Source organism: Streptomyces sp. NPDC050806 (assembly GCF_055586425.1).
Genome location: NZ_JBVJIF010000001.1, coordinates 699354 through 717038 on the forward strand (window position 1 = coordinate 699354; position 17685 = coordinate 717038).

A 17685-nucleotide genomic window follows, 5' to 3' on the forward strand; every position below is an offset into this window, starting at 1 on the left:
CTGCGAAGTAGGCGCCATGCCGGTGCGGATGCTGTGGCGCGATGTGCAGTGATGACATGGGCACGCCATCACAGTAGCCTTGCCGCTCGCGGAACTGACCAACAGCCAGAGAGCGGGCTCAGGGCTGCGACAGCTGAAGAGCGGGGCCTGCTCAACAGAACGGGGGATCGGTTGAGTACCCATGACACGACGCGCGAGGAGAGCGGTCCACCGCGTCTCCAGGTGCGGTTGCTGACCGCGGCGGGGGCGTGCGGCGCGACGCTGCTGGCGGCGTCACTCGCCGTCGTTCTCAGCGGCGCCGACGAAGTGGCCGTTCCGGGCGTGCCGAGCCCGTCCGGACTGCCGACGTCCTTACCGAGCTCCTTACCGACCTCGCTGCCGACGGATCTACCGACCGATCTGCCGACCGGCCTGCCCAGCAGTCTTCCGTCGTCGATGCCCACGGACCTTCCCACGGACCTCCCCACTGATCTGCCGACCGGTCTGCCCAGCATGCCGGAGCTGCCGGAGCTGTCCGGAGGTGGCTCATGAGGGGGCCGCGTCCGGTGTCGGTACGCGACGATCCCCGGGCGCGGGCACGGGCGTTGCTCATCGCACGCGTCGCCATCGCGTTCTACCTCGTGGAGCTGCTGCTCAACCTGACCCGGCCGCATCTGCTGCCCGATGAACCGGCCCTGTCGATCTTCTACAAGCTGCCCGGGGACTCGGGCTCGCTGGGGCGGCTGCTGTCGATGCCGGAGCTGGTGTTCTGGGTCATGCTCGCGGGCATCGTGGCCGGCGCGGCCGTACAGGTCTACGCGGCGCTCACCCGCCGCAGCCGCAAGGGCGACAGCGGCAGGGGCGACAGCCGTGAGGAGGGCAACGGGCGGCGGGCGATCACGCTGACCTGGATCACCCTGGGATGCCTGCTGCTGCCGTTCGGGCTGATCTCCGTGACCGTCCTCGTCGAGTTCTTCCCGATCACCCTGCTGTGCCTGCCCACCACGGCCCTGGTGCTGCTTCTGCTGCGCTCGGTCGTACGGTTCGCCCGGGTGCCCTGGTCAGCGCTGCTGATCGCCTTCGCCTGGGGCGTGCTGATCGTCTTCGGGCTCGGCCGCGCCTACACCAGCCTGGGGTTCGGCACCGTCTACGGCTATCTGGGCCCGCGCGCCGGAACCGGCCTCGGCGAGTTCACGAAGGGGCTAGACGACACCCTTGCCCTGCTGATCCTGCACCTCGGCCTCGTCAACGCCCTCATCGTCGCGGCGGGCGTCGTCCTGCTCCTGACGCTGCTGCGGCATCGCGTCACGGACGCGGTGACGGGGCTCCTCCTCGGTGCGGCCGTCGGGCTCGGCTACTGCTTCGTGGAAAGCGTGCTGATCATCAAGCTGTACGGCTCGTTGGGCGTCTTCATGGGGCCCACCAGCGGCTTCGAGTACTGGATCCGCCAGTCGATCGGCCTGCTCGGCGGGCAGGTGACGTTCGGTGCGCTGGTCGGCGCCGCGCTCGGCGCGGCCGCCGGTGCCCGCCGCCGGGGCTTCCTCGTCGGGGCCGGCCTGCTGGCGGCCGTCGGCGGGGCGACGGCGTCCGAGACCCTGTCGGGCTGGCTGTCCGGCCGACTGGACGGCCAGGTGGAGATCGGCAGCGCGCTGGACACGCTCGTGGTCTCGCCGTTGCTCTGGCTCCTTCCCCAACTGCCGTTCTTCGCGCTGGCCGTGGCGCTCCTCGTCGCCGGGATCCGGTCCCGCGCCCCCGCGCTGCGAAACGCGGTGGCGGCGGAGACCGCGTCGGCAGGGGCCATCACGGTGGCGGAGGCACCGGTCCTCGTCTCGCCCGTGCTGCGGTTCTGGGCGGTGGTGAGTACGTGGCGGGCATACGGCAGGACCGCGGCACTGGCCCTGCACCGGTTGCAGTCCGCCCAGTTGGAGCTCGCGAGCTGGCGGGCGCAGAACGATCCGGAAGCCGGAACCGAGGGGGACGAGTTGAGGGCACGGGTCATGCGAGTCAAGGGCATACGTGGGGTGACCCCGTGAGCCGCCACGACAGTGCGTCCCGTACCGCAGCGGGCCCGCCGCGCCGGACGCGAGTGCGCAGGGCCGCCGCGCGGCTGGCGGTCTGCGCGGTCCTGGCGGCCTGCGCCATGCTGTCGGTCCCGCAGGAGGCGTCCGCCTGTGCCGTCAGCTACGGCTACCGGCCGTCGATGGACATCAACGCCCTGCGGGAGCACCGGACCTGCTCGACCGGAACCTCCACGGCCGGGGTGGCCGGCGTCGCCGTACTGGTACTCGGCGCCCTGGCAGCCGCGGGGGTGGCCATCTACCGCAGTGGTGAGCGGCGGATGGGAGCAGGCGAACGGGGCGGGGCCGGGCCGCACCCGGCCCTGACCGCCTACCTGGACGCCACGGGCATGGCCCCGCCGACGAAGGGGCAGCACCATGCGTCGTAACGCGCTGCGTCTCGCCGCGGTGTTCAGCGCACTCTTCCTCGCCTGCGCGCCGGCCGTGTGGGAGGGCGGGCCGACGGTCGCCGCCGCGCCTTCGCCCGACTCCGGGCATCACAAACTGGTAGTACCACCGGGCGTGGCACCGACGGACAAGGACCTGGACAGCATCGCCAGGAAGGTGATCCAGGACCCGATGGGGCAGGAACTCCACCTGGCCGTCGAGCGGTTCAAGCAGCTCCTCAATGCACCGCCCAACACCTCCGTGGCGTTCTTCGACTTCGGCTGGATGGTGAACAGCACCGACCTGCCCGGCTGGCTGAGGGACAGCTACCCCGACTTCCTGGGTGAGTTCACGGACCAGGTGAGGTCGCCCAGTACCGCGCCCGCCTGGAAGTATCCGCTGCACGGCCGCATGGTCGACGCCGAGAACTACTTCTACGACGACCTCTTCGAGGAACTCGGCGTGCGCCCCACGGATTCCTACGGAAATGACCAGGTGCTGGCCCTCGCCACGGGCAGCAGGGGCGACAACCGGCATTCCGAGGACGCGATGGACGAGTTCATGTCGCGCACCCTGGACGACGCCCTTCGCCGAACGGCCCGCACGTCGGCCCAGCGGCAGGAGACAGCCGGCATCATCAAGGTGATCAAGGGGCATTCCGGGGCCGGCATCGCGGGCCAGCGGAGCTACTGCGACGTCTGTGCCCCCAAGGTCAGCAAGGCCGGCTATAAATTCCGGAACGAATTCTTCATCGTCAAGTTCGACAAGCGGGGCTCTCCACAGGCGAGGATCGCCAACAGTACGCTCAAGCAGCTGCCGGTCAAGCTGGCGAAGGAGTACAAGAAGCAGGACGAGAAGGCCGCGACCGAGGCCGTGAACAAGGTGGGTCTGACGAGCCCCTGCCCGCTCGGCGGCACCGCGCAGACGATGGACCTCGCGGCTCTGTCCAGGTCCGGACCCTGTGGCGGGGACAGGAGCGGGCTGACCGGCGCGCTGTCCTCATCGGACTACGGCGGCGTCGACTTCTCCACCCTGCAATTGCGTTATCTCTCGGACGACGCCGACTCGGGCGTGCGGTACGCATTCTCCGCCAAGGCCGCCGAGAAGGGACTGGAACAGGATTCCCGCTCGGGCCGCAGCTCGCTCGTCGGCAGCATGGCGGACCTGCGCACCTGGCTCGTGCTGAGCCCGGACAAGTTCTGGGTGAACCTCAATCCGGGCGAGCCGGACCGCATCATCGACTCCGCGCTCGGCCGGACGAACGCGGGCCGGGCGCTGCTGGAGGCGGACTGGCGGATGAAACGGACGCAGGGAAAGCTGCTGGATCCCGGGACCTCCTTCGGCGCCGAATACTGGAGAAAGCTCGGCGGCTCGGGGGGCCGCAGCTGCTATTCGTCACGGATGTGGATCGTTCCGGGCAAGGTGGAGGTGCGTGAGGACGGTTCCTCGCTCTACGTCCTCAAGGCCGCGCTCGACGTCAAGGCCAAGGCCGAGAAGGTCGCCGGGCTGGGCCGGTCCGGGTGCAATGCGGACCCCGCGGAAACGGCACGCAACGAGCGGCTGGAACAGGAAATGGTGGTGCCGAAGATCGCGAAGGCGGTCAATACGGACCCCGAATACGCCGCGCTGCGTCAGGCGTTCCTGGCCCGCGTCGTCGCGCAGTGGATCCGTGACCGGCACGCCGCCGGCCACCCCACGTCGTTCGACAAGCTGATCGGCTCGGGCGACCTGGGGCCCGCCACCCTGGACGGCTCATGGAAGCCGAAGCAGGTGTACTCCGCCTACCTCCGCTCCATCAGCGAAGGGGATTTCACCTACAAGCGGACGACCCGCGTCGGCAACAAGATCATCACTTACGTCATGCGGACCGGTGGGGTCGACTTCGGCACGCTCCGGCCGGACAAGCTCAGCTCGGCGGAGATGGGCCGGCAGGTGCCCCAGCTGCCGCGGACCATACGGCAGTCCGCCGACCGGCCCGCGACCGCGGCGGACGGTTCGGTCTGGCTCGCCGACTCGGCGGCGCCACCGCACATCGGCGCCTGGGAGCGGATCCGCGGCTTCCTCGGGGGCACGACCGGCATCCTCGTCGTCGTGGTGGTGGCCCTGGCGATCCTGCTGCTGTTCGTCCGCGACGGCTCGGCGCTGCGCCGCAGGGCCACCGAATGACGACCGCGGCAGCGCCCGCTCATGGCCCGCTGTGGTGATCCGTACCGCCGGTGAGCCCGTGGCGCGCGGATGCCCGGCCTACACGCTGCTGACGCTGGGGCCGCCGTAGTCGTGCGGCGGGCCGCCGCGCCATTCGACCCAGGCCGGATCGTCGAGGAGGGGTTCGGCGTCGGGGAGGCCGCTGCGCCGGAGGAACTCCACGACGTCCATGTCGCTCTGCGCGAGGCCGAGGTTCTCCCCGTCGACGTGCACATGCCGCCCGCCGGCGGGGGAGGGCGGCTGGATGACAATCCGGGTGGTGCTCATGCGTCCACCGTGCCGCCTGCGGAGCGGGCCCGCATCCGAGGGCTCCGCCGGCCGGCCTCCCCGGGCGGCCCGGCCGGCGGCTCCCGAGGGGCGGTGATCATCGGTCCCCGGGGCGTGGATACCGTGCGGAGATGGCAGACATGTTCGAAGAAGGGGCGGGTGGTCGCGCGTGCTGATCGATGAGCTGCGGCAGGAACTGCCGGACGGACGGCTGGTCGAGGACCCGGAGGTCGCCGCGGGGTTCGTCCACGACGAGGCCGAGTGGGCCCCGCACGGCAGCCCCTGCGCCGTCGTCCGGCCGCGCACCGCGGAGGAAGTGCGCACGGTGGTCCGGGCCTGTCTGCGGCACGGCGTCCCGCTCGTCACGCGTGGCGCCGGCACCGGCCTCTCCGGCGGCGCCAACGCCGTCGAGGGGTGCGTCGTGCTCTCCACCGAGCACATGAACGCGATCCACGAGATCGACCCCGTGGAGCGGCTCGCCGTCGTGGGCCCCGGTGTCGTCAACGACGACCTGCGGGCCGCCTGCGCCGAGCACGGTCTCTGGTACCCGCCGGACCCGGCCAGCGCCCCCTGGTCGACCATCGGCGGCAACGTCGCCACCAACGCCGGCGGCCTGTGCTGCGTGAAGTACGGCGTCACCCGGGACTACGTCCTCGGCCTCCAGGTCGTCACCGGCACCGGCGAACTGGTCCGGCTGGGCCGGCGCACCGCCAAGGGCGTCGCCGGATACGACCTCGCCGGGCTGATGGTCGGCTCCGAGGGCACGCTCGGCGTGATCACCGAGATCACCGTACGGCTGCGGCCCCTGCGCGAGCCGGAGCGCACGGTCGCCGGATACTTCTCCTCGGTCGTGGACGCGGGCCGCGCCGTCGCCGCTGTCGGCGCCGCCGGGCTCACGCCCTCGGCGCTGGAGCTGATCGACCGGCACTGCCTGGCCGCCGTCGACAAGTGGAAGAACATGGGCCTGTCCGTCGACGCGGACGTGGTCCTGCTCGGCCGTACGGACGCGCCGGGCCCGGCCGGGGAGCAGGAGGCGGCACGCATGCTGGCCTGCTTCGAGGAGGCGGGTGCCACCTGGGCCGTGCAGTCCACCGACCAGGAGGAGGCCGACGCGCTGTTCGACGCCCGGCGGCTGGCCTATCCGGCGCTGGAGCGCCTGGGCCCGGTTCTGACCGAGGACGTCTGCGTCCCCAAGGCCGCCGTGCCCGAGATGCTCGCCCGCATCGAACGCGCCGCCACGCGCCACGACACCCTCATCGCCAACATCGCGCACGCCGGGGACGGCAACCTCCACCCCCTGCTCATCACCCCGCCCGGCGACCTCGCGGCGAGGGAGCGCGCCCAGGCCGCCTTCCACGAGATCATCGCGGATGCCATCGCCCTCGGCGGCACGGTCACCGGCGAGCACGGCGTCGGCCTCCTCAAGCGCGACGGCCTCGCCCAGGAGCTGCCCGCGCCCGTCATCGACATGCACCATGCGATCAAGGCGGCGCTGGACCCGCAGGGCATCCTCAACCCCGGCAAGGTCGTGCCCGAGAACCCCCGGCAAGGTCGCGCCCCAGCGCGGGGAGACCGCCGGCTGAGCCGCGCCGCACGCCGGGGCGGCCGCCTCCGCCGTACGTGGGCACGGTCCCGCCTGCCCGCGTACGGTGGGTGCCCTCTACGCTGCTGATCATCCGTTGATCCACGGCAGTTCGCCGGGCAGCTCCGTACAAGAGGGACGAGGGGGACGAAACACTTCCATGCACGGTCTCGAACCCGCGGATCCGCCGGCTCTGGGCGGCTATCCGCTGCTGGCCAGACTCGGCGCGGGCGGCATGGGGCAGGTGTACTTGTCCCGCACGGCGTCCGGCCGGCCACTGGCGCTGAAGACGGTCCGCTCCGACCTCGGCGCCGAGCTGGGCTTCGAAGCCCGCTTCGACCGGGAGATCCGCAACAGCGACCGGGTCCGTTCCCCGTGGTCCGTCGCCGTCGTCGACCACAGCACCGCCGGGCAGCGGCCCCAGTGGCTGGCCACCGAGTACGTACCGGCGCCGTCGCTCGGCGACTGGGTCGAGCAGGCGGGCCCGCTCCCCGAACCGGCCCTGCTGGCCCTGGCCGTCGAACTGTGCGGAGCGCTCCGCGAGGTGCACAACACCGGCCTCGCGCACCGGGACGTCAAGCCCGGCAACGTCCTGCTGGCGGGCGACCATCCGCGGCTGATCGACTTCGGTATCGCCCGCGCCGCCGACGACTCCCGGCACACCCACACCGGCGGCATGATCGGTTCACCCGGCTTCCTGGCACCCGAGCAGGCCACCGGAACCGGGACCTCCCTGCCCGCCGACGTGTTCTCGCTGGCCGCCGTCCTGGCCCACGCCGCGACCGGACGCGGCCCCTTCGCCCGGCCCGCGGAGAACGCCTCGGCGCCCGTGCTGCTGTACCGCATCGTCCACGAGGAACCCGACCTCGGCGGCGTCCCCGAGGCGCTGCGGCCGCTGCTGGCGTCCTGCCTGGTCAAGGAGGCGGAGCAGCGGCCGACGGCGGAAGCGCTGAGCGAGTGGCTGGAACGGATCGGCGCCGGCGGGCACCAGTGGCAGCAGGTGGTTCCCGCCGAGCTGGCCGAGGAGCTGGCCGCCCGTGAGCGGACGCTGCGCAGGCTGGCCGACGGCCCGACCGCGACGCAGCACGCGCCGGGAGCCGGGGCGCCCGGGTTCGGCCCGCCGCCGACCATGTCCCCGACCGGCCGGCCTGCCGCCTTCGCCCCTCCCGCCTCCTTCGGGCCGCCCTCCGCCCCGTCCCCGGTCGGCGCGCAGCCGCTGTCCGGCGCCCAGCAGCCGGTCTCCGTGCAGCCACCGGCGGGTACGCAGCCACCGGGCGCCGTGCAGGCCCCGCACTCCGTTCCGGCGCCGCTGCCCGCGCAGGCGCCGCCGCCGGACCGGGCCCCGGCCGCCATGAGCGGAGCCGGGCCGGCCGCGGGCCCGCCCGCGCGGAAGCAGCTGTCGAACCGCGTGCTCGTCGCCGGCATCCTGCTGCTGCTCGTGCTCACGCCGTTCATCAGCCGGACGATGCGGGAACCGCTGTTCTTCGTCGCGCTGTTCGCCCCGTTCGTCCTGGCCGGCTTCCTGATCCGCAGGGCCGTCCTCCGACGCCGGAGACGCGAAGGCCGCTAGCCGCCCGGCGGCCGGTCCGTGCGGCGAAAACCGAGGTCCGTGGGGAACCGGGGGTCCGGGGGCGCTAGCGTGGTGCCTGCCGTTGACCACCGGCCGCGGGCCGGACACGGGCGCATCACGGGGAGGAAGAGAAACATGCAGGTCGGAGCCGTCTGTTGAGAATCTTGCACACCTCCGACTGGCATCTGGGCCGCTCGTTCCACCGCGTGAACATGCTCGACCACCAGCGTGCCTTCCTCGACCACCTCATCGAGACCGTCCGGAGCCACGAGGTCGACGCCGTGGTCGTCGCGGGTGACGTGTACGACCGTGCCGTGCCGCCGCTGGCCGCCGTCGAGCTGTTCGACGACGCGCTGCACCGCCTCGCCGAACTCGGCGTGCCCACCGTCATGATCTCCGGCAACCACGACTCCGCGCGCCGGCTCGGCGTCGGCGCCCGTCTGATGGCGAAGGCCGGCATCCACCTGCGCACCGACCCGGCCGGCTGCGGCACGCCCGTCGTGCTCGCCGACGACCACGGCGACGTGGCCTTCTACGGTCTGCCGTACCTCGAACCGGCGCTGGTCCGCGACACGCTCGGCGCCGAGAAGGCCCGCCACACCCAGGTGCTGCGCGCGGCCATGGACCGGGTACGGGCCGACCTCGCGGAGCGCCCCGCGGGCACCCGCTCCGTCGTCCTCGCCCACGCCTTCGTCACCGGCGGCGCCTCCAGCGACAGCGAGCGCGACATCACCATCGGCGGCGTCGCCTCCGTACCGGCCGAGGTCTTCGACGGCGTGGACTACGCGGCCCTGGGCCATCTGCACGGCTGCCAGCAGATCACCGACCGGGTGCGGTACTCCGGCTCCCCGCTCGCGTACTCCTTCTCCGAGGTCCACCACCGCAAGTCGATGTGGCTCGTCGACCTGGGCCCGGACGGCGCGCCGGACGCCCAGCGCCTGCCGTGCCCCGTGCCGCGGCCGCTCGCCCGGCTCCGCGGCCGGCTGGAAGACCTGCTGGCCGACCCGGACCTCGCCCGGCACGAGGAGTCCTGGGTCGAGGCGACCCTCACCGACACGGCGCGCCCGCACGAGCCGATGGCCCGGCTCGCCGAGCGCTTCCCGCACATCCTCGCCCTCGCCTTCGAGCCCGAAGCGCGCGACGGCGGCTCCGGGGTCTCCTACGCGCAGCGGCTGCGCGGCCGTTCCGACCAGGAGATCGCCGAGGACTTCGTGGCCCACGTGCGGCCGGGCCGGGCCGCCGACGCCGCCGAGCGGTCGGTGCTGCGCGCCGCGATCGACGAGGTACGGACGGACGAAGCGGCCAAGGAGTCGGCGTGAAACTGCACAAGCTGACGCTCGCCGCCTTCGGCCCGTTCGGCGGCGCCCAGACCGTCGACTTCGACGCCCTCTCCGGTGCCGGGATCTTCCTGCTGCACGGCCCGACCGGCGCCGGCAAGACCTCCGTCCTGGACGCGGTCTGCTTCGCGCTGTACGGCTCCGTCCCCGGCGCCCGCCCCGGCGGCCCGTCCCTGCGCAGCGCGCTCGCCCCGTCCGGCACGGCCACCCAGGTCGTCCTGGACCTCACCGTCGGCGGCCGCCGGCTGGAGATCACCCGACGGCCCGAACAGCCCCGCCCGAAGAAGCGCGGCACGGGCACGACGATGGAGAAGGCGTACAGCGCGCTGCGCGAGTACGACCCGGTGGCGGGGGAGTGGAAGGCGCTCAGCCGTTCCCACCAGGAGATCGGCGAGGAGATCCAGCAGCTCCTCGGCATGAGCAAGGAGCAGTTCTGCCAGGTCGTCCTGTTGCCGCAGGGCGAGTTCGCGAAGTTCCTGCGCGCTGACGCCGAGGCCCGCGCCAAGCTGCTCGGGCGGCTCTTCGACACCCGCCGGTTCGCCGCGCTGGAGGAACGGCTCGCGGCAGTACGCAAGGCGGCCGCCGACCGGGTCACCGCCGCCGACGACCGGCTCCTCGCGCTCGCCCACCGGATGGCACAGGCGGCCGGCGACACCCCGGACCTCACCGACGGCTCCGTACCGGCGCCGGGCCGGGCGGAGGAGCCCGCCACCGGCACCGGCAAGGGCCCCCGTACCCGTACGAAGAAGGCCGCGGGCCGTACGGGCACCACGCCCGCGCCCGGCGAGCCCGGCTTCGCCGCCACCGTGCTGGCCTGGGCGGCGGTCGCCAGGTCCGGAGCCCGCGAACGACTGGAGATCGCCGCGGCGGCGGCCGCCACCGCCGAGGGCGCCGCCGACGACGCCGCCCGCGCACTGGAGGACACCCTCGAACGCGCCCGGCTCCAGCAGCGCCACGCCGAGGCCCGCCGCCGGGCCGAAGCCCTCGACGCGCAGGCCGGCGACCGCGACCGGGCCCGGCAGCGGCTGGACCGCGCACGCAAGGCCCAGCGCGTCGCCCCCGGCCTCGCGCTGCGCGACGCCGCCTGGCGCGATCACGAGACCGCGCACGCCACCGAGCACCGCTGCCGCGGGCTGCTGCGCCCCGACCTGGTGGACGCCGGCGGCGACCAGCTGTCGGACCTCGAACACCACCTCAGAGGCGAACTGGGCTCCCTGGACGCGGCCCGCCGCGACGAGCGGCGGGCCGCCGACATCGCCGCCGAACGCACCGCCCTGGAGCGCGAGGCCCGCGACGACGAGCAGACGCTCCTGGACGCCGCGGACTGGCTGGCCGGCTGGGATGCCACTCGCGCCGCCCACCAGCACCGCATCGACACCGCCCAGGAAGCGGCGGCCCGCGCCGAACAGCTCGGTGCCCGCGTCGAACCCGCCGAGACCCGGCTGGCCGCCGCCCGCCGCCGCGACCGCGCCACCGCCGAACTGGCCGACGCCGATCGGGCGGTGCTCCGCGCGCAGGAGGCGGCGAACCAGGCGCACGAGGAGTGGCTGAAGCTCAAGGAGGCCCGGCTGCACGGCATCGCCGCCGAGCTCGCCAAGGACCTCAAGGACGGCGAGCCGTGCGCCGTCTGCGGTGCGACCGGCCACCCGGCCCCCGCCCGCACGACGGCCGGCCATGTGGACCGCGAGCGGGAGGAGGCCGCGTTCGCCGACTACGAGCGCGCCGTGACCGCCCGCGACCGGGCCGAGCAGACGCGGGGGACCGTCAAGGAGGAGCTGGCCGCCGCGACCGCGGGCGCCGGAGACGCACCGGTCGCCGACCTCGCCCGGGAACTGGCGGAGCTGCGTACGGAGTACACCGAGGCGCACGCCACCGGCGCCGGGCTGCACGCCGCGCGCGAAGCCCTCGCGCGGGCCGAGCGCGAGTACGAGCAGCGCCGGGCCGAGCAGCAGGCAGCGCAGCAGCGCACCGCGGCGCGTGACTCCCGGCGCGACGCGCTGGACCGCGAGGAGCAGGCCCTGGCCGAGGGGCTGCGCCGGGCGCGCGGGGACAGCGCGAGCGTCGCCGACCGTGCCCACCGCCTGGAGCGGCAGGTCGCGCTGCTCGCGGAGGCGGTCACCGCGGTACGGGCCGCCGAGACCGCCGCCGAACGCCTGAAGGAGGCCGACGCGGCCCTGGCCGACGCCGCGTACAAGGCCGGCTTCAACACCCCGCGGGATGCCGCGGCCGCCATGCTCGGCGACGACGACTGGCGGCATGTCCAGGGGCAACTGGACGCCTGGCAGGCCGAGGAGACCGCGGTCGCGGCCGAGCTGGCCGACCCGCGCGTCGCCGACGCCGCGGCCCTGCCGCCCGCCGACACCGACCGGGCCCGCGCCGTCTCGGAGACCGCGGCCCGCCGGCTGCGTGAGGCCGCCACCGACCGCGCCACGGCACACGAGCGCTGCGCCGAGCTGGACCGGCTGTCGGCCCGTGCCGAGTCCGACGCCCGCGAACTGGCCCCGCTGCGCGAGGAGTACGACCGCGTGGCCCGGCTCGCCTCCCTCACCGCTGGCACCTCGGCGGACAACGAACGCAAGATGCGTCTGGAGTCCTACGTGCTCGCCGCCCGCCTCGAACAGGTCGCGGCCGCTGCCAGTGCCCGCCTGACGCGGATGTCGGCGGGCCGCTACACCCTTGTGCACTCCGACGAACGGGCCGGCGGCGCCCGCCGTTCCGGGCTCGGCCTGCATGTCGTCGACGCGTGGACCGGGCAGGAGCGCGACACCGCGGGCCTCTCCGGGGGCGAGACGTTCTTCGCCTCGCTCTCGCTGGCGCTGGGCCTCGCCGATGTGGTTACGGACGAGGCCGGCGGCACCCGCCTGGACACCCTCTTCATCGACGAGGGCTTCGGCAGCCTCGACGAACAGACCCTCGACGAGGTCCTGGACGTACTGGACTCACTCCGCGAACGGGACCGCAGCGTCGGCATCGTCAGCCACGTCGCCGACCTGCGCCGGCGCATCCCGGCCCAGCTGGAGGTCCTCAAGAACCGGTCGGGTTCGTCCGTGCGGCTCCGCGTCGCCGGTGCCACCGGCTGACACCGGTGGCACCGACGCGGGGCCTCAGGGGCTGACGGGGCGGCCGGCGAGCGGGGAGGAGTACACGACATTGGTCGTCACTGCGCCCAGCGCGCCGATCCGCCCCGCCACCTCCTCCAGATGCCGCATCGACCGCGCCGCGACCTTGATGATGAAGCAGTCGTCGCCGGTGACGTGGTGCGCCTCCAGGATCTCCGGGGTGGTGTCCAGGAGGTCGTGGAACGGCTCGTCGTTGCCGTTCGGATACCGCAGCCGTACGAAGGCCAGCACCGGCAGCCCGACCCGCTCGGGATCCACCACGGCCGCGTATCCGCGAATCACCCCGGCCTCCTCCAGCCGCCGCACCCGCTCGGTGACGGCACTGGCGGACATGTTCACCGCCCGCGCCAGCACGGCGTACCCCGCGCGCCCGTCCTCCTGGAGGGCACGCAGTATCCGCCAGTCGGTGGCATCGGGGGAGTATGGGGGAGAACCTGTCATGACCGCTGTCTAGCAGTGGAATCCCCGGTGGATCAATGGTTTCACCGGGGAATTTCGGTTCAGAGCTCCTTCCGTTCCGGGGCTGCCGCCGCCAGCTCGGCCACCGTCCCGGACATGACCGTGCGGAGGTGCCGGGTGAGATGGTCCAGCGGCCAGTCCCACCAGGCGAGGTCCAGCAGGCGGGCGATGTCCGCCTCGTCGTACCGGAGACGGAGGAGGCGGGCCGGGTTGCCGCCCACGATGCCGTAGTCGGGCACGTCGTCCACGACCACCGAACCCGAGGCGACGACCGCGCCGTGGCCGATGCGGACGCCGGGCATCACCGTCGAGCGGTAGCCGAACCACACGTCGTTCCCGATCACGGTGTCCCCGCGCCCCGGCAGGCCGCTGATCAGGTCGAAGTGGTCGGCCCACGAGCCGCCCATGATGGGGAAGGGGAAGGTGGAGGGGCCGTCCATACGGTGGTTGGCACCGTTCATCAGGAACCGCACGCACTCACCCAGCGCGCAGAACTTCCCGATGACCAGCCGCTCGGGCCCGTAGTGGTACAGCACGTTGCGGTTCTCGAACGCGGTCGGGTCCTCGGGATCGTCGTAGTAGGAGAATTCGCCCACCTCGATCAGGGGCGAGGTGACCAGCGGCTTGAGCAGCACGACGCGCGGCTGGCCGGGTACCGGGTGCAGCACGGTCGGATCGGCGGGCAGGAGCTGGGGCATGAGTGGGCCTCTTTCTGCTGGTGCGTCGTCAGGCCGGGCCTGACGATGGGTCATGGGTGGGGAAAACGGGGTGACAACGGTCAGCACGGCGGCCAGGGTGGTCGGCCATGACCACTCACGACCTCGACCGGTCCGCCGACGCACCCGAACCCTCCCCGTCCGCCGACGCGCTGCGCCGGGAGCCGTACCCGCTGCGCGGACGCACGGCACTGGTCACCGGAGCCAGCCGGCGCGGCGGCATCGGCTACGCCGTCGCCCGCCGGCTGGCCGCCTACGGTGCGAGTGTGTACCTGCACCACCACGTCCCGCACGACGCACGGCAGCCGTGGGGCGCCGACCCGGGCGGACCCGAGGCGGTCGCGGCGGGCGTACGGGAGGTGGCCGTGCCCGGCGCGGTGGTGGCGCACGGCCCGGCCGACCTCGCCGGCCCCGATGCACCGGCCCGCCTTCTCGCCACAGCCGCGGGCGCGCTCGGCGGCCGCCTGGACGTCCTCGTCGCCAACCACGCGCTCAACGGCAGCGACGGCACCCTCGACACCATTGACGCGGCCGTGCTGGACGCGCACTGGGCGACCGATGTGCGGTCGGTGGTCCTGCTGGCGCAGGCGTTCGCCCGGCATCGCATCCCCGAGCACCCCGGCGGCCGTCTCGTGATGATGACGTCCGGCCAGGACCAGGGCGGCGGCATGCCGGGGGAGGTGGCCTACGGCCTGGCCAAGGGCGCGCTGGCCTCGGCGACCCGGACGCTCGCCACCGCCTTCGCGCCGCTCGGCGTCACGGTCAACACCGTCAACCCCGGCCCGGTCGACACCGGTTACGCGGTCGGGGAGCTGCGCGAGTGGGTCGCCGGACGCTTCCCCGGCGGGGCGTGGGGCGCGCCCGACGATCCGGCCCGGCTCATCGCCTGGCTCGCCACGGACGAGGCGGGCTGGATCACGGGCGAGGTCATCAACTCGGAGGGCGGTTTCCGGCACTGAGCGGTCGCGCCTCCCGTGCCCCGCCGTCATCGGCCGTGTCCCCGACCGCTTCCGCCGTACCGGCCGCAGCACCGCTCCCGTTCCCCCCGTATTCAAATACCTGCATCTCCGCCTCCTCGCCCGTGCGCACGAAGCCGGACCGCTCCAGCACACGCTGCGAGGGCAGGTTCGCCGGTTCCGTGGCGGCCCGCAGCGTGCGGACCTCGGGGCGGGACCACGCCCACGAGGCGAGCAGCCGCACCGCGTCCGTCGCCCAGCCGGCGCCGCGGGCCGAGGGGGACAGGTCGTACCCCAGCTCGGCCGTGCCGGTCTCGTCGGGCGGACCGTGGAAGCCGATGCCGCCCAGCGCCACGCCGTCCTCGGCGCGGGTGATGGCGTAGGTGCCCCAGCCGGGCCGGTAGAGCCCGGCCGCCGCGAGTTGCACCATGATTCCGGCGCCTTCCACCGTGCCCTCCGGCGGCTGGCCGTCCACCCAGCGCAGCCCGGCCGTGCCGCCGTCCGCGAGCCGGGCGCACTCGGTCGGCGGCAGCGCCCGCAGCGTCAGCCGGCCGGCCGTGAGCGCGAGCGGGAAGCCGGACCCGGCGGCGGTCAGCGCCTCGAACAGCCGTGCAGTCTCCGAGTCCGTGGCCGGGCCGAGGTCGCCGGTCTGCCCGTCGCCCACGGCGAGCGTCCGCCACGCCCCGGCAGTCCCGGGCGCGAGGTCGGCCGTGACGAAGCGGTTCCCCGAGCGGCGTACCAGCGTGGTCGGTTCGGCCGGCAGGGCGGCGGGGAGGGGCGCCGCGTCGGCCGTCGCGTCCGGGTGCGCGGTCGTCACCACCGGCACTCCGTCCACCCACCACACCCGCACCGCGGCGGCGGCCGACGGGGTGCCGTCCGCCGGGCTTTGAGGGGCGGCGAGGTACTGCCCCGGGGCGGTGAGCAGCGTGCGGTCCCGGTCCGCGAGCGCCGCAGCCAGCGCGGTGTAGCGGTCGCCGGTCAGCGGCCGGCCGCGGTACCAGGCGGGTCCGGGCCCGGCGGGCACACCGGCGACGGCCTGCGCCGCGTCGCCCACCCGCAGCGCTTCGTCGTCGGTGACGGCGACCTGTGCCCCCGCCGCGCGGGCGGCGCGCGCCTCCCGGTCGAAATCCGGAGCCGGTTGTCCGGGCCGCGACGGATCGCCGGGAAGCAGGAAGAGGAGGGTCATGGGCACGGACCCTACGGACCACCGGCCCCGGCCGCCACGGATTTACTCCGGCGGGGGATGAGGGGCGGCGCCCGGTCGGGCCGCCGCCCCTCTGTCCTCGTGCGGTCTACAGCGCCGACAGCTCGCTTTCGAGGTCGTCGAGGCCGAGGGACCCCTGGGAGAGGGCCGCCATGTGCCACTTCTTGGGGTCGAAGGCGTCGCCGTGGCGGCGGCGGGCGGCCGCGCGGCCGTTCAGCCAGGCGCGCTCGCCGAGCTTGTAGCCGATCGCCTGGCCGGCCATGCCCTGGTACCGGATGATCTCGCTCTCCACGAAGTCGGACGGCCGGCCGCAGTGCGCGTCCATGAACTCCTGCGCCAGCTCCGGTGTCCAGCGCTCGCCCGGGTGGAACGGCGAGTCCTCCGGGATCTCCAGCTCCAGGTGCATGCCGATGTCGATGATCACGCGGACCGCGCGCATCATCTGCGCGTCGAGGTACCCCAGCCGGCGTTCCGCGTTGGTGAGGTAGCCCAGCTCGTCCATCAGCCGCTCGGCGTACAGCGCCCAGCCCTCGGCGTTCGCGCTGACCATGCCGACCGTGGTCTGGTATCGGGAGAGCTGGTCGGCGACGTGCGCCCACTGCGCGAGCTGGAGGTGGTGGCCCGGCACGCCCTCGTGGTACCAGGTGGAGACCAGGTCGTACACCGGGAAGCTGGTCTCGCCCATGGTCGGCAGCCAGGTGCGGCCCGGGCGGGAGAAGTCCAGCGAGGGGCCGGTGTAGTACGGCGCGGCGGCGGAGCCGGCGGGCGCGATCCGCGACTCGACACGCTTGACCCGCTCGGCCAGTTCGAAGTGGGTGCCGTCCAGCGTCTCGATGGCCTCGTCCATCAGCGACTGGAGCCACCGCTGGGCCTCGTCGACGCCCTCGATCTTCTCGCCGTGCTCGTCGAGCCAGGCCAGCGCCTCCCAGGGGGTCTTCGCGCCCGGCAGGACCTTGGCGGCCTCCTTCTCCATCTCGGCGAGCAGCCGGTGGAACTCGGACCAGCCGTACGCGTACGCCTCGTCGAGGTCGAGGTCGCTGCCGTTGTAGTAGCGGGCCATGCGGGCGTACCGCTCGCGGCCCACCACGTCGGGGGAGCCCTCGACGGCCGGCGCGTAGGTGTCGCGCAGCCAGTCGCGCAGCTCGCTCAGCGCGGCGGTGGCGAACCGGGCCGCCTCGTCCAGCTCCTTGCGCCGGCTCTCCGGCCCGGCGGCGGCGAAGTCCGCGAACCAGCCGCCGTCGTCACCGATCCACTCGGCGAGCTGTCCGAGCACCGTCCGCACCTGCCGCGGCCCGGCCGGCAGCCCGCGCCGCAGGCCCTCGCCGAGTGCGGCCCGGTACCCCTCCAGGGCGGCGGGCACGGCGCGCAGCCGCTGCTCGACGGCCGCCCAGTCCTCGTCCGTCCCGGTCGGCATGATGGTGAAGACCTGGCGTACGGAGTGCAGCGGCGAGCTGAGGTTGCTGACCGCCCGCAGGCCCTCACCGGACTCGTGCACGGCGAGCTCGGCGGTGAGCCGCTCGCGCAGCAGCCGGGCGCAGCGCCGCTCGTTGTCGCTGTCGGCGCCCGGCCGGGCCTCGGCGGCGGCCAGCCGGTCGAGCGTGGTGCGGGCCAGCTGGGCCAGCGCCTCCTGCCCGGTGGGGGAGAAGTCGGGCAGCTTGCCGGAGCTCTCCGGTACGCCGAGGAACGTGCCGGTGATGGGGTCGAGGGCGATGAGGGCGTCGACGTACTCGTCGGCGACCCGGCGGGGCAGCGGCTCGGCTTCGGAGCCGGCGCGACCGGTGGAAGCGTTGGGTTCGGACATGGGCCCATCCTGGTACGGATGGGCCCACCACGTCACCAGCAATATT

At 73.6% G+C, this 17685-nt stretch carries 13 protein-coding genes; 8 read left to right on the forward strand and 5 right to left on the reverse strand.

The features are described 5' to 3' along the window. Window positions 1-527: 527 nt before the first annotated feature. From ACZ6WH_RS03165 to ACZ6WH_RS03175, 3 genes are read left to right on the forward strand one after another with little or no spacing between them, the layout of a single operon-like run. Window positions 528-2012, forward strand: a complete 1485-nt coding sequence (locus ACZ6WH_RS03165) for a PrsW family glutamic-type intramembrane protease (protein ID WP_469725561.1) — start codon at window positions 528-530, stop codon at window positions 2010-2012. Beyond that, the gene (locus ACZ6WH_RS03170; RefSeq protein WP_469725562.1) at window positions 2009-2425 is read left to right on the forward strand and encodes a hypothetical protein; all 417 of its coding nucleotides are present in this window, start codon (window positions 2009-2011) and stop codon (window positions 2423-2425) included. Before ACZ6WH_RS03165 ends, ACZ6WH_RS03170 begins: the two co-directional genes overlap by 4 nt. After that, window positions 2415-4589 carry a hypothetical protein gene (locus ACZ6WH_RS03175; protein WP_469725564.1) on the forward strand — a complete coding sequence of 725 codons (2175 nt, stop codon included), beginning with the start codon at window positions 2415-2417 and terminating at the stop codon, window positions 4587-4589. Before ACZ6WH_RS03170 ends, ACZ6WH_RS03175 begins: the two co-directional genes overlap by 11 nt. Before the next feature lie 78 nt (window positions 4590-4667). Here ACZ6WH_RS03175 and ACZ6WH_RS03180 read toward each other — a convergent pair whose 3' ends face one another. After that, window positions 4668-4895 carry a hypothetical protein gene (locus tag ACZ6WH_RS03180; RefSeq protein ID WP_361551472.1) on the reverse strand — a complete coding sequence of 76 codons (228 nt, stop codon included), beginning with the start codon at window positions 4893-4895 and terminating at the stop codon, window positions 4668-4670. 184 nt (window positions 4896-5079) lie between these two features. On the opposite strand from ACZ6WH_RS03180, the gene ACZ6WH_RS03185 reads away from it, so the two are divergent. The 4 genes from ACZ6WH_RS03185 (at window position 5080) to ACZ6WH_RS03200 (ending at window position 12464) form a co-directional block, all read left to right on the forward strand. Continuing rightward, entirely contained in the window at window positions 5080-6567 is a 1488-nt protein-coding gene (locus ACZ6WH_RS03185) for an FAD-binding oxidoreductase (protein ID WP_469726245.1), read from the forward strand. Window positions 6568-6637: 70 nt separating this feature from the next. Beyond that, window positions 6638-8047 (forward strand): serine/threonine-protein kinase, encoded by a 1410-nt coding sequence (locus ACZ6WH_RS03190; protein WP_469725566.1) that lies wholly within the window; start codon window positions 6638-6640, stop codon window positions 8045-8047. Between the two features lie 155 nt (window positions 8048-8202). Then, window positions 8203-9366: an exonuclease SbcCD subunit D gene (locus ACZ6WH_RS03195; protein ID WP_469725568.1), complete on the forward strand. Its 1164-nt coding sequence runs from the start codon at window positions 8203-8205 to the stop codon at window positions 9364-9366. Continuing rightward, complete coding sequence (locus tag ACZ6WH_RS03200; protein ID WP_469725570.1) at window positions 9363-12464, forward strand: AAA family ATPase; 3102 nt, start codon at window positions 9363-9365, stop codon at window positions 12462-12464. Before ACZ6WH_RS03195 ends, ACZ6WH_RS03200 begins: the two co-directional genes overlap by 4 nt. Window positions 12465-12488: 24 nt before the next feature. Here the strand turns inward: ACZ6WH_RS03200 and ACZ6WH_RS03205 are convergent, their stop codons facing one another. Beyond that, window positions 12489-12944: an Lrp/AsnC family transcriptional regulator gene (locus ACZ6WH_RS03205; protein WP_432849926.1), complete on the reverse strand. Its 456-nt coding sequence runs from the start codon at window positions 12942-12944 to the stop codon at window positions 12489-12491. Between the two features lie 59 nt (window positions 12945-13003). Beyond that, window positions 13004-13660, reverse strand: a complete 657-nt coding sequence (locus tag ACZ6WH_RS03210) for a CatB-related O-acetyltransferase (protein ID WP_469725572.1) — start codon at window positions 13658-13660, stop codon at window positions 13004-13006. A gap of 107 nt (window positions 13661-13767) precedes the next feature. Here ACZ6WH_RS03210 and ACZ6WH_RS03215 point away from each other — a divergent pair, with 107 nt between their 5' ends. After that, complete coding sequence (locus ACZ6WH_RS03215) at window positions 13768-14637, forward strand: SDR family oxidoreductase (protein WP_469725574.1); 870 nt, start codon at window positions 13768-13770, stop codon at window positions 14635-14637. Here the strand turns inward: ACZ6WH_RS03215 and ACZ6WH_RS03220 are convergent. Both ACZ6WH_RS03220 and ACZ6WH_RS03225 read right to left on the reverse strand, forming a co-directional pair. Continuing rightward, on the reverse strand, window positions 14609-15820 hold the full coding sequence (locus ACZ6WH_RS03220) for a GNAT family N-acetyltransferase (RefSeq protein ID WP_469725576.1): 1212 nt from the start codon (window positions 15818-15820) through the stop codon (window positions 14609-14611). The genes ACZ6WH_RS03215 and ACZ6WH_RS03220 overlap by 29 nt on opposite strands. Window positions 15821-15926: 106 nt before the next feature. Beyond that, complete coding sequence (locus tag ACZ6WH_RS03225) at window positions 15927-17639, reverse strand: DUF885 domain-containing protein (protein ID WP_469725578.1); 1713 nt, start codon at window positions 17637-17639, stop codon at window positions 15927-15929. Window positions 17640-17685: the final 46 nt, after the last annotated feature.

Excerpts from the sequence above, each read along its gene's own strand:
- ACZ6WH_RS03225 (WP_469725578.1), bottom strand. The coding sequence starts at position 17,639 with ATGTCCGAACCCAACGCTTCCACCGGTCGCGCCGGCTCCGAAGCCGAG.
- ACZ6WH_RS03180 (WP_361551472.1), bottom strand. The coding sequence starts at position 4,895 with ATGAGCACCACCCGGATTGTCATCCAGCCGCCCTCCCCCGCCGGCGGG.
- ACZ6WH_RS03165 (WP_469725561.1), top strand. The coding sequence starts at position 528 with ATGAGGGGGCCGCGTCCGGTGTCGGTACGCGACGATCCCCGGGCGCGG.
- ACZ6WH_RS03210 (WP_469725572.1), bottom strand. The coding sequence starts at position 13,660 with ATGCCCCAGCTCCTGCCCGCCGATCCGACCGTGCTGCACCCGGTACCC.
- ACZ6WH_RS03220 (WP_469725576.1), bottom strand. The coding sequence starts at position 15,820 with ATGACCCTCCTCTTCCTGCTTCCCGGCGATCCGTCGCGGCCCGGACAA.
- ACZ6WH_RS03175 (WP_469725564.1), top strand. The coding sequence starts at position 2,415 with ATGCGTCGTAACGCGCTGCGTCTCGCCGCGGTGTTCAGCGCACTCTTC.
- ACZ6WH_RS03190 (WP_469725566.1), top strand. The coding sequence starts at position 6,638 with ATGCACGGTCTCGAACCCGCGGATCCGCCGGCTCTGGGCGGCTATCCG.
- ACZ6WH_RS03205 (WP_432849926.1), bottom strand. The coding sequence starts at position 12,944 with ATGACAGGTTCTCCCCCATACTCCCCCGATGCCACCGACTGGCGGATA.
- ACZ6WH_RS03215 (WP_469725574.1), top strand. The coding sequence starts at position 13,768 with ATGACCACTCACGACCTCGACCGGTCCGCCGACGCACCCGAACCCTCC.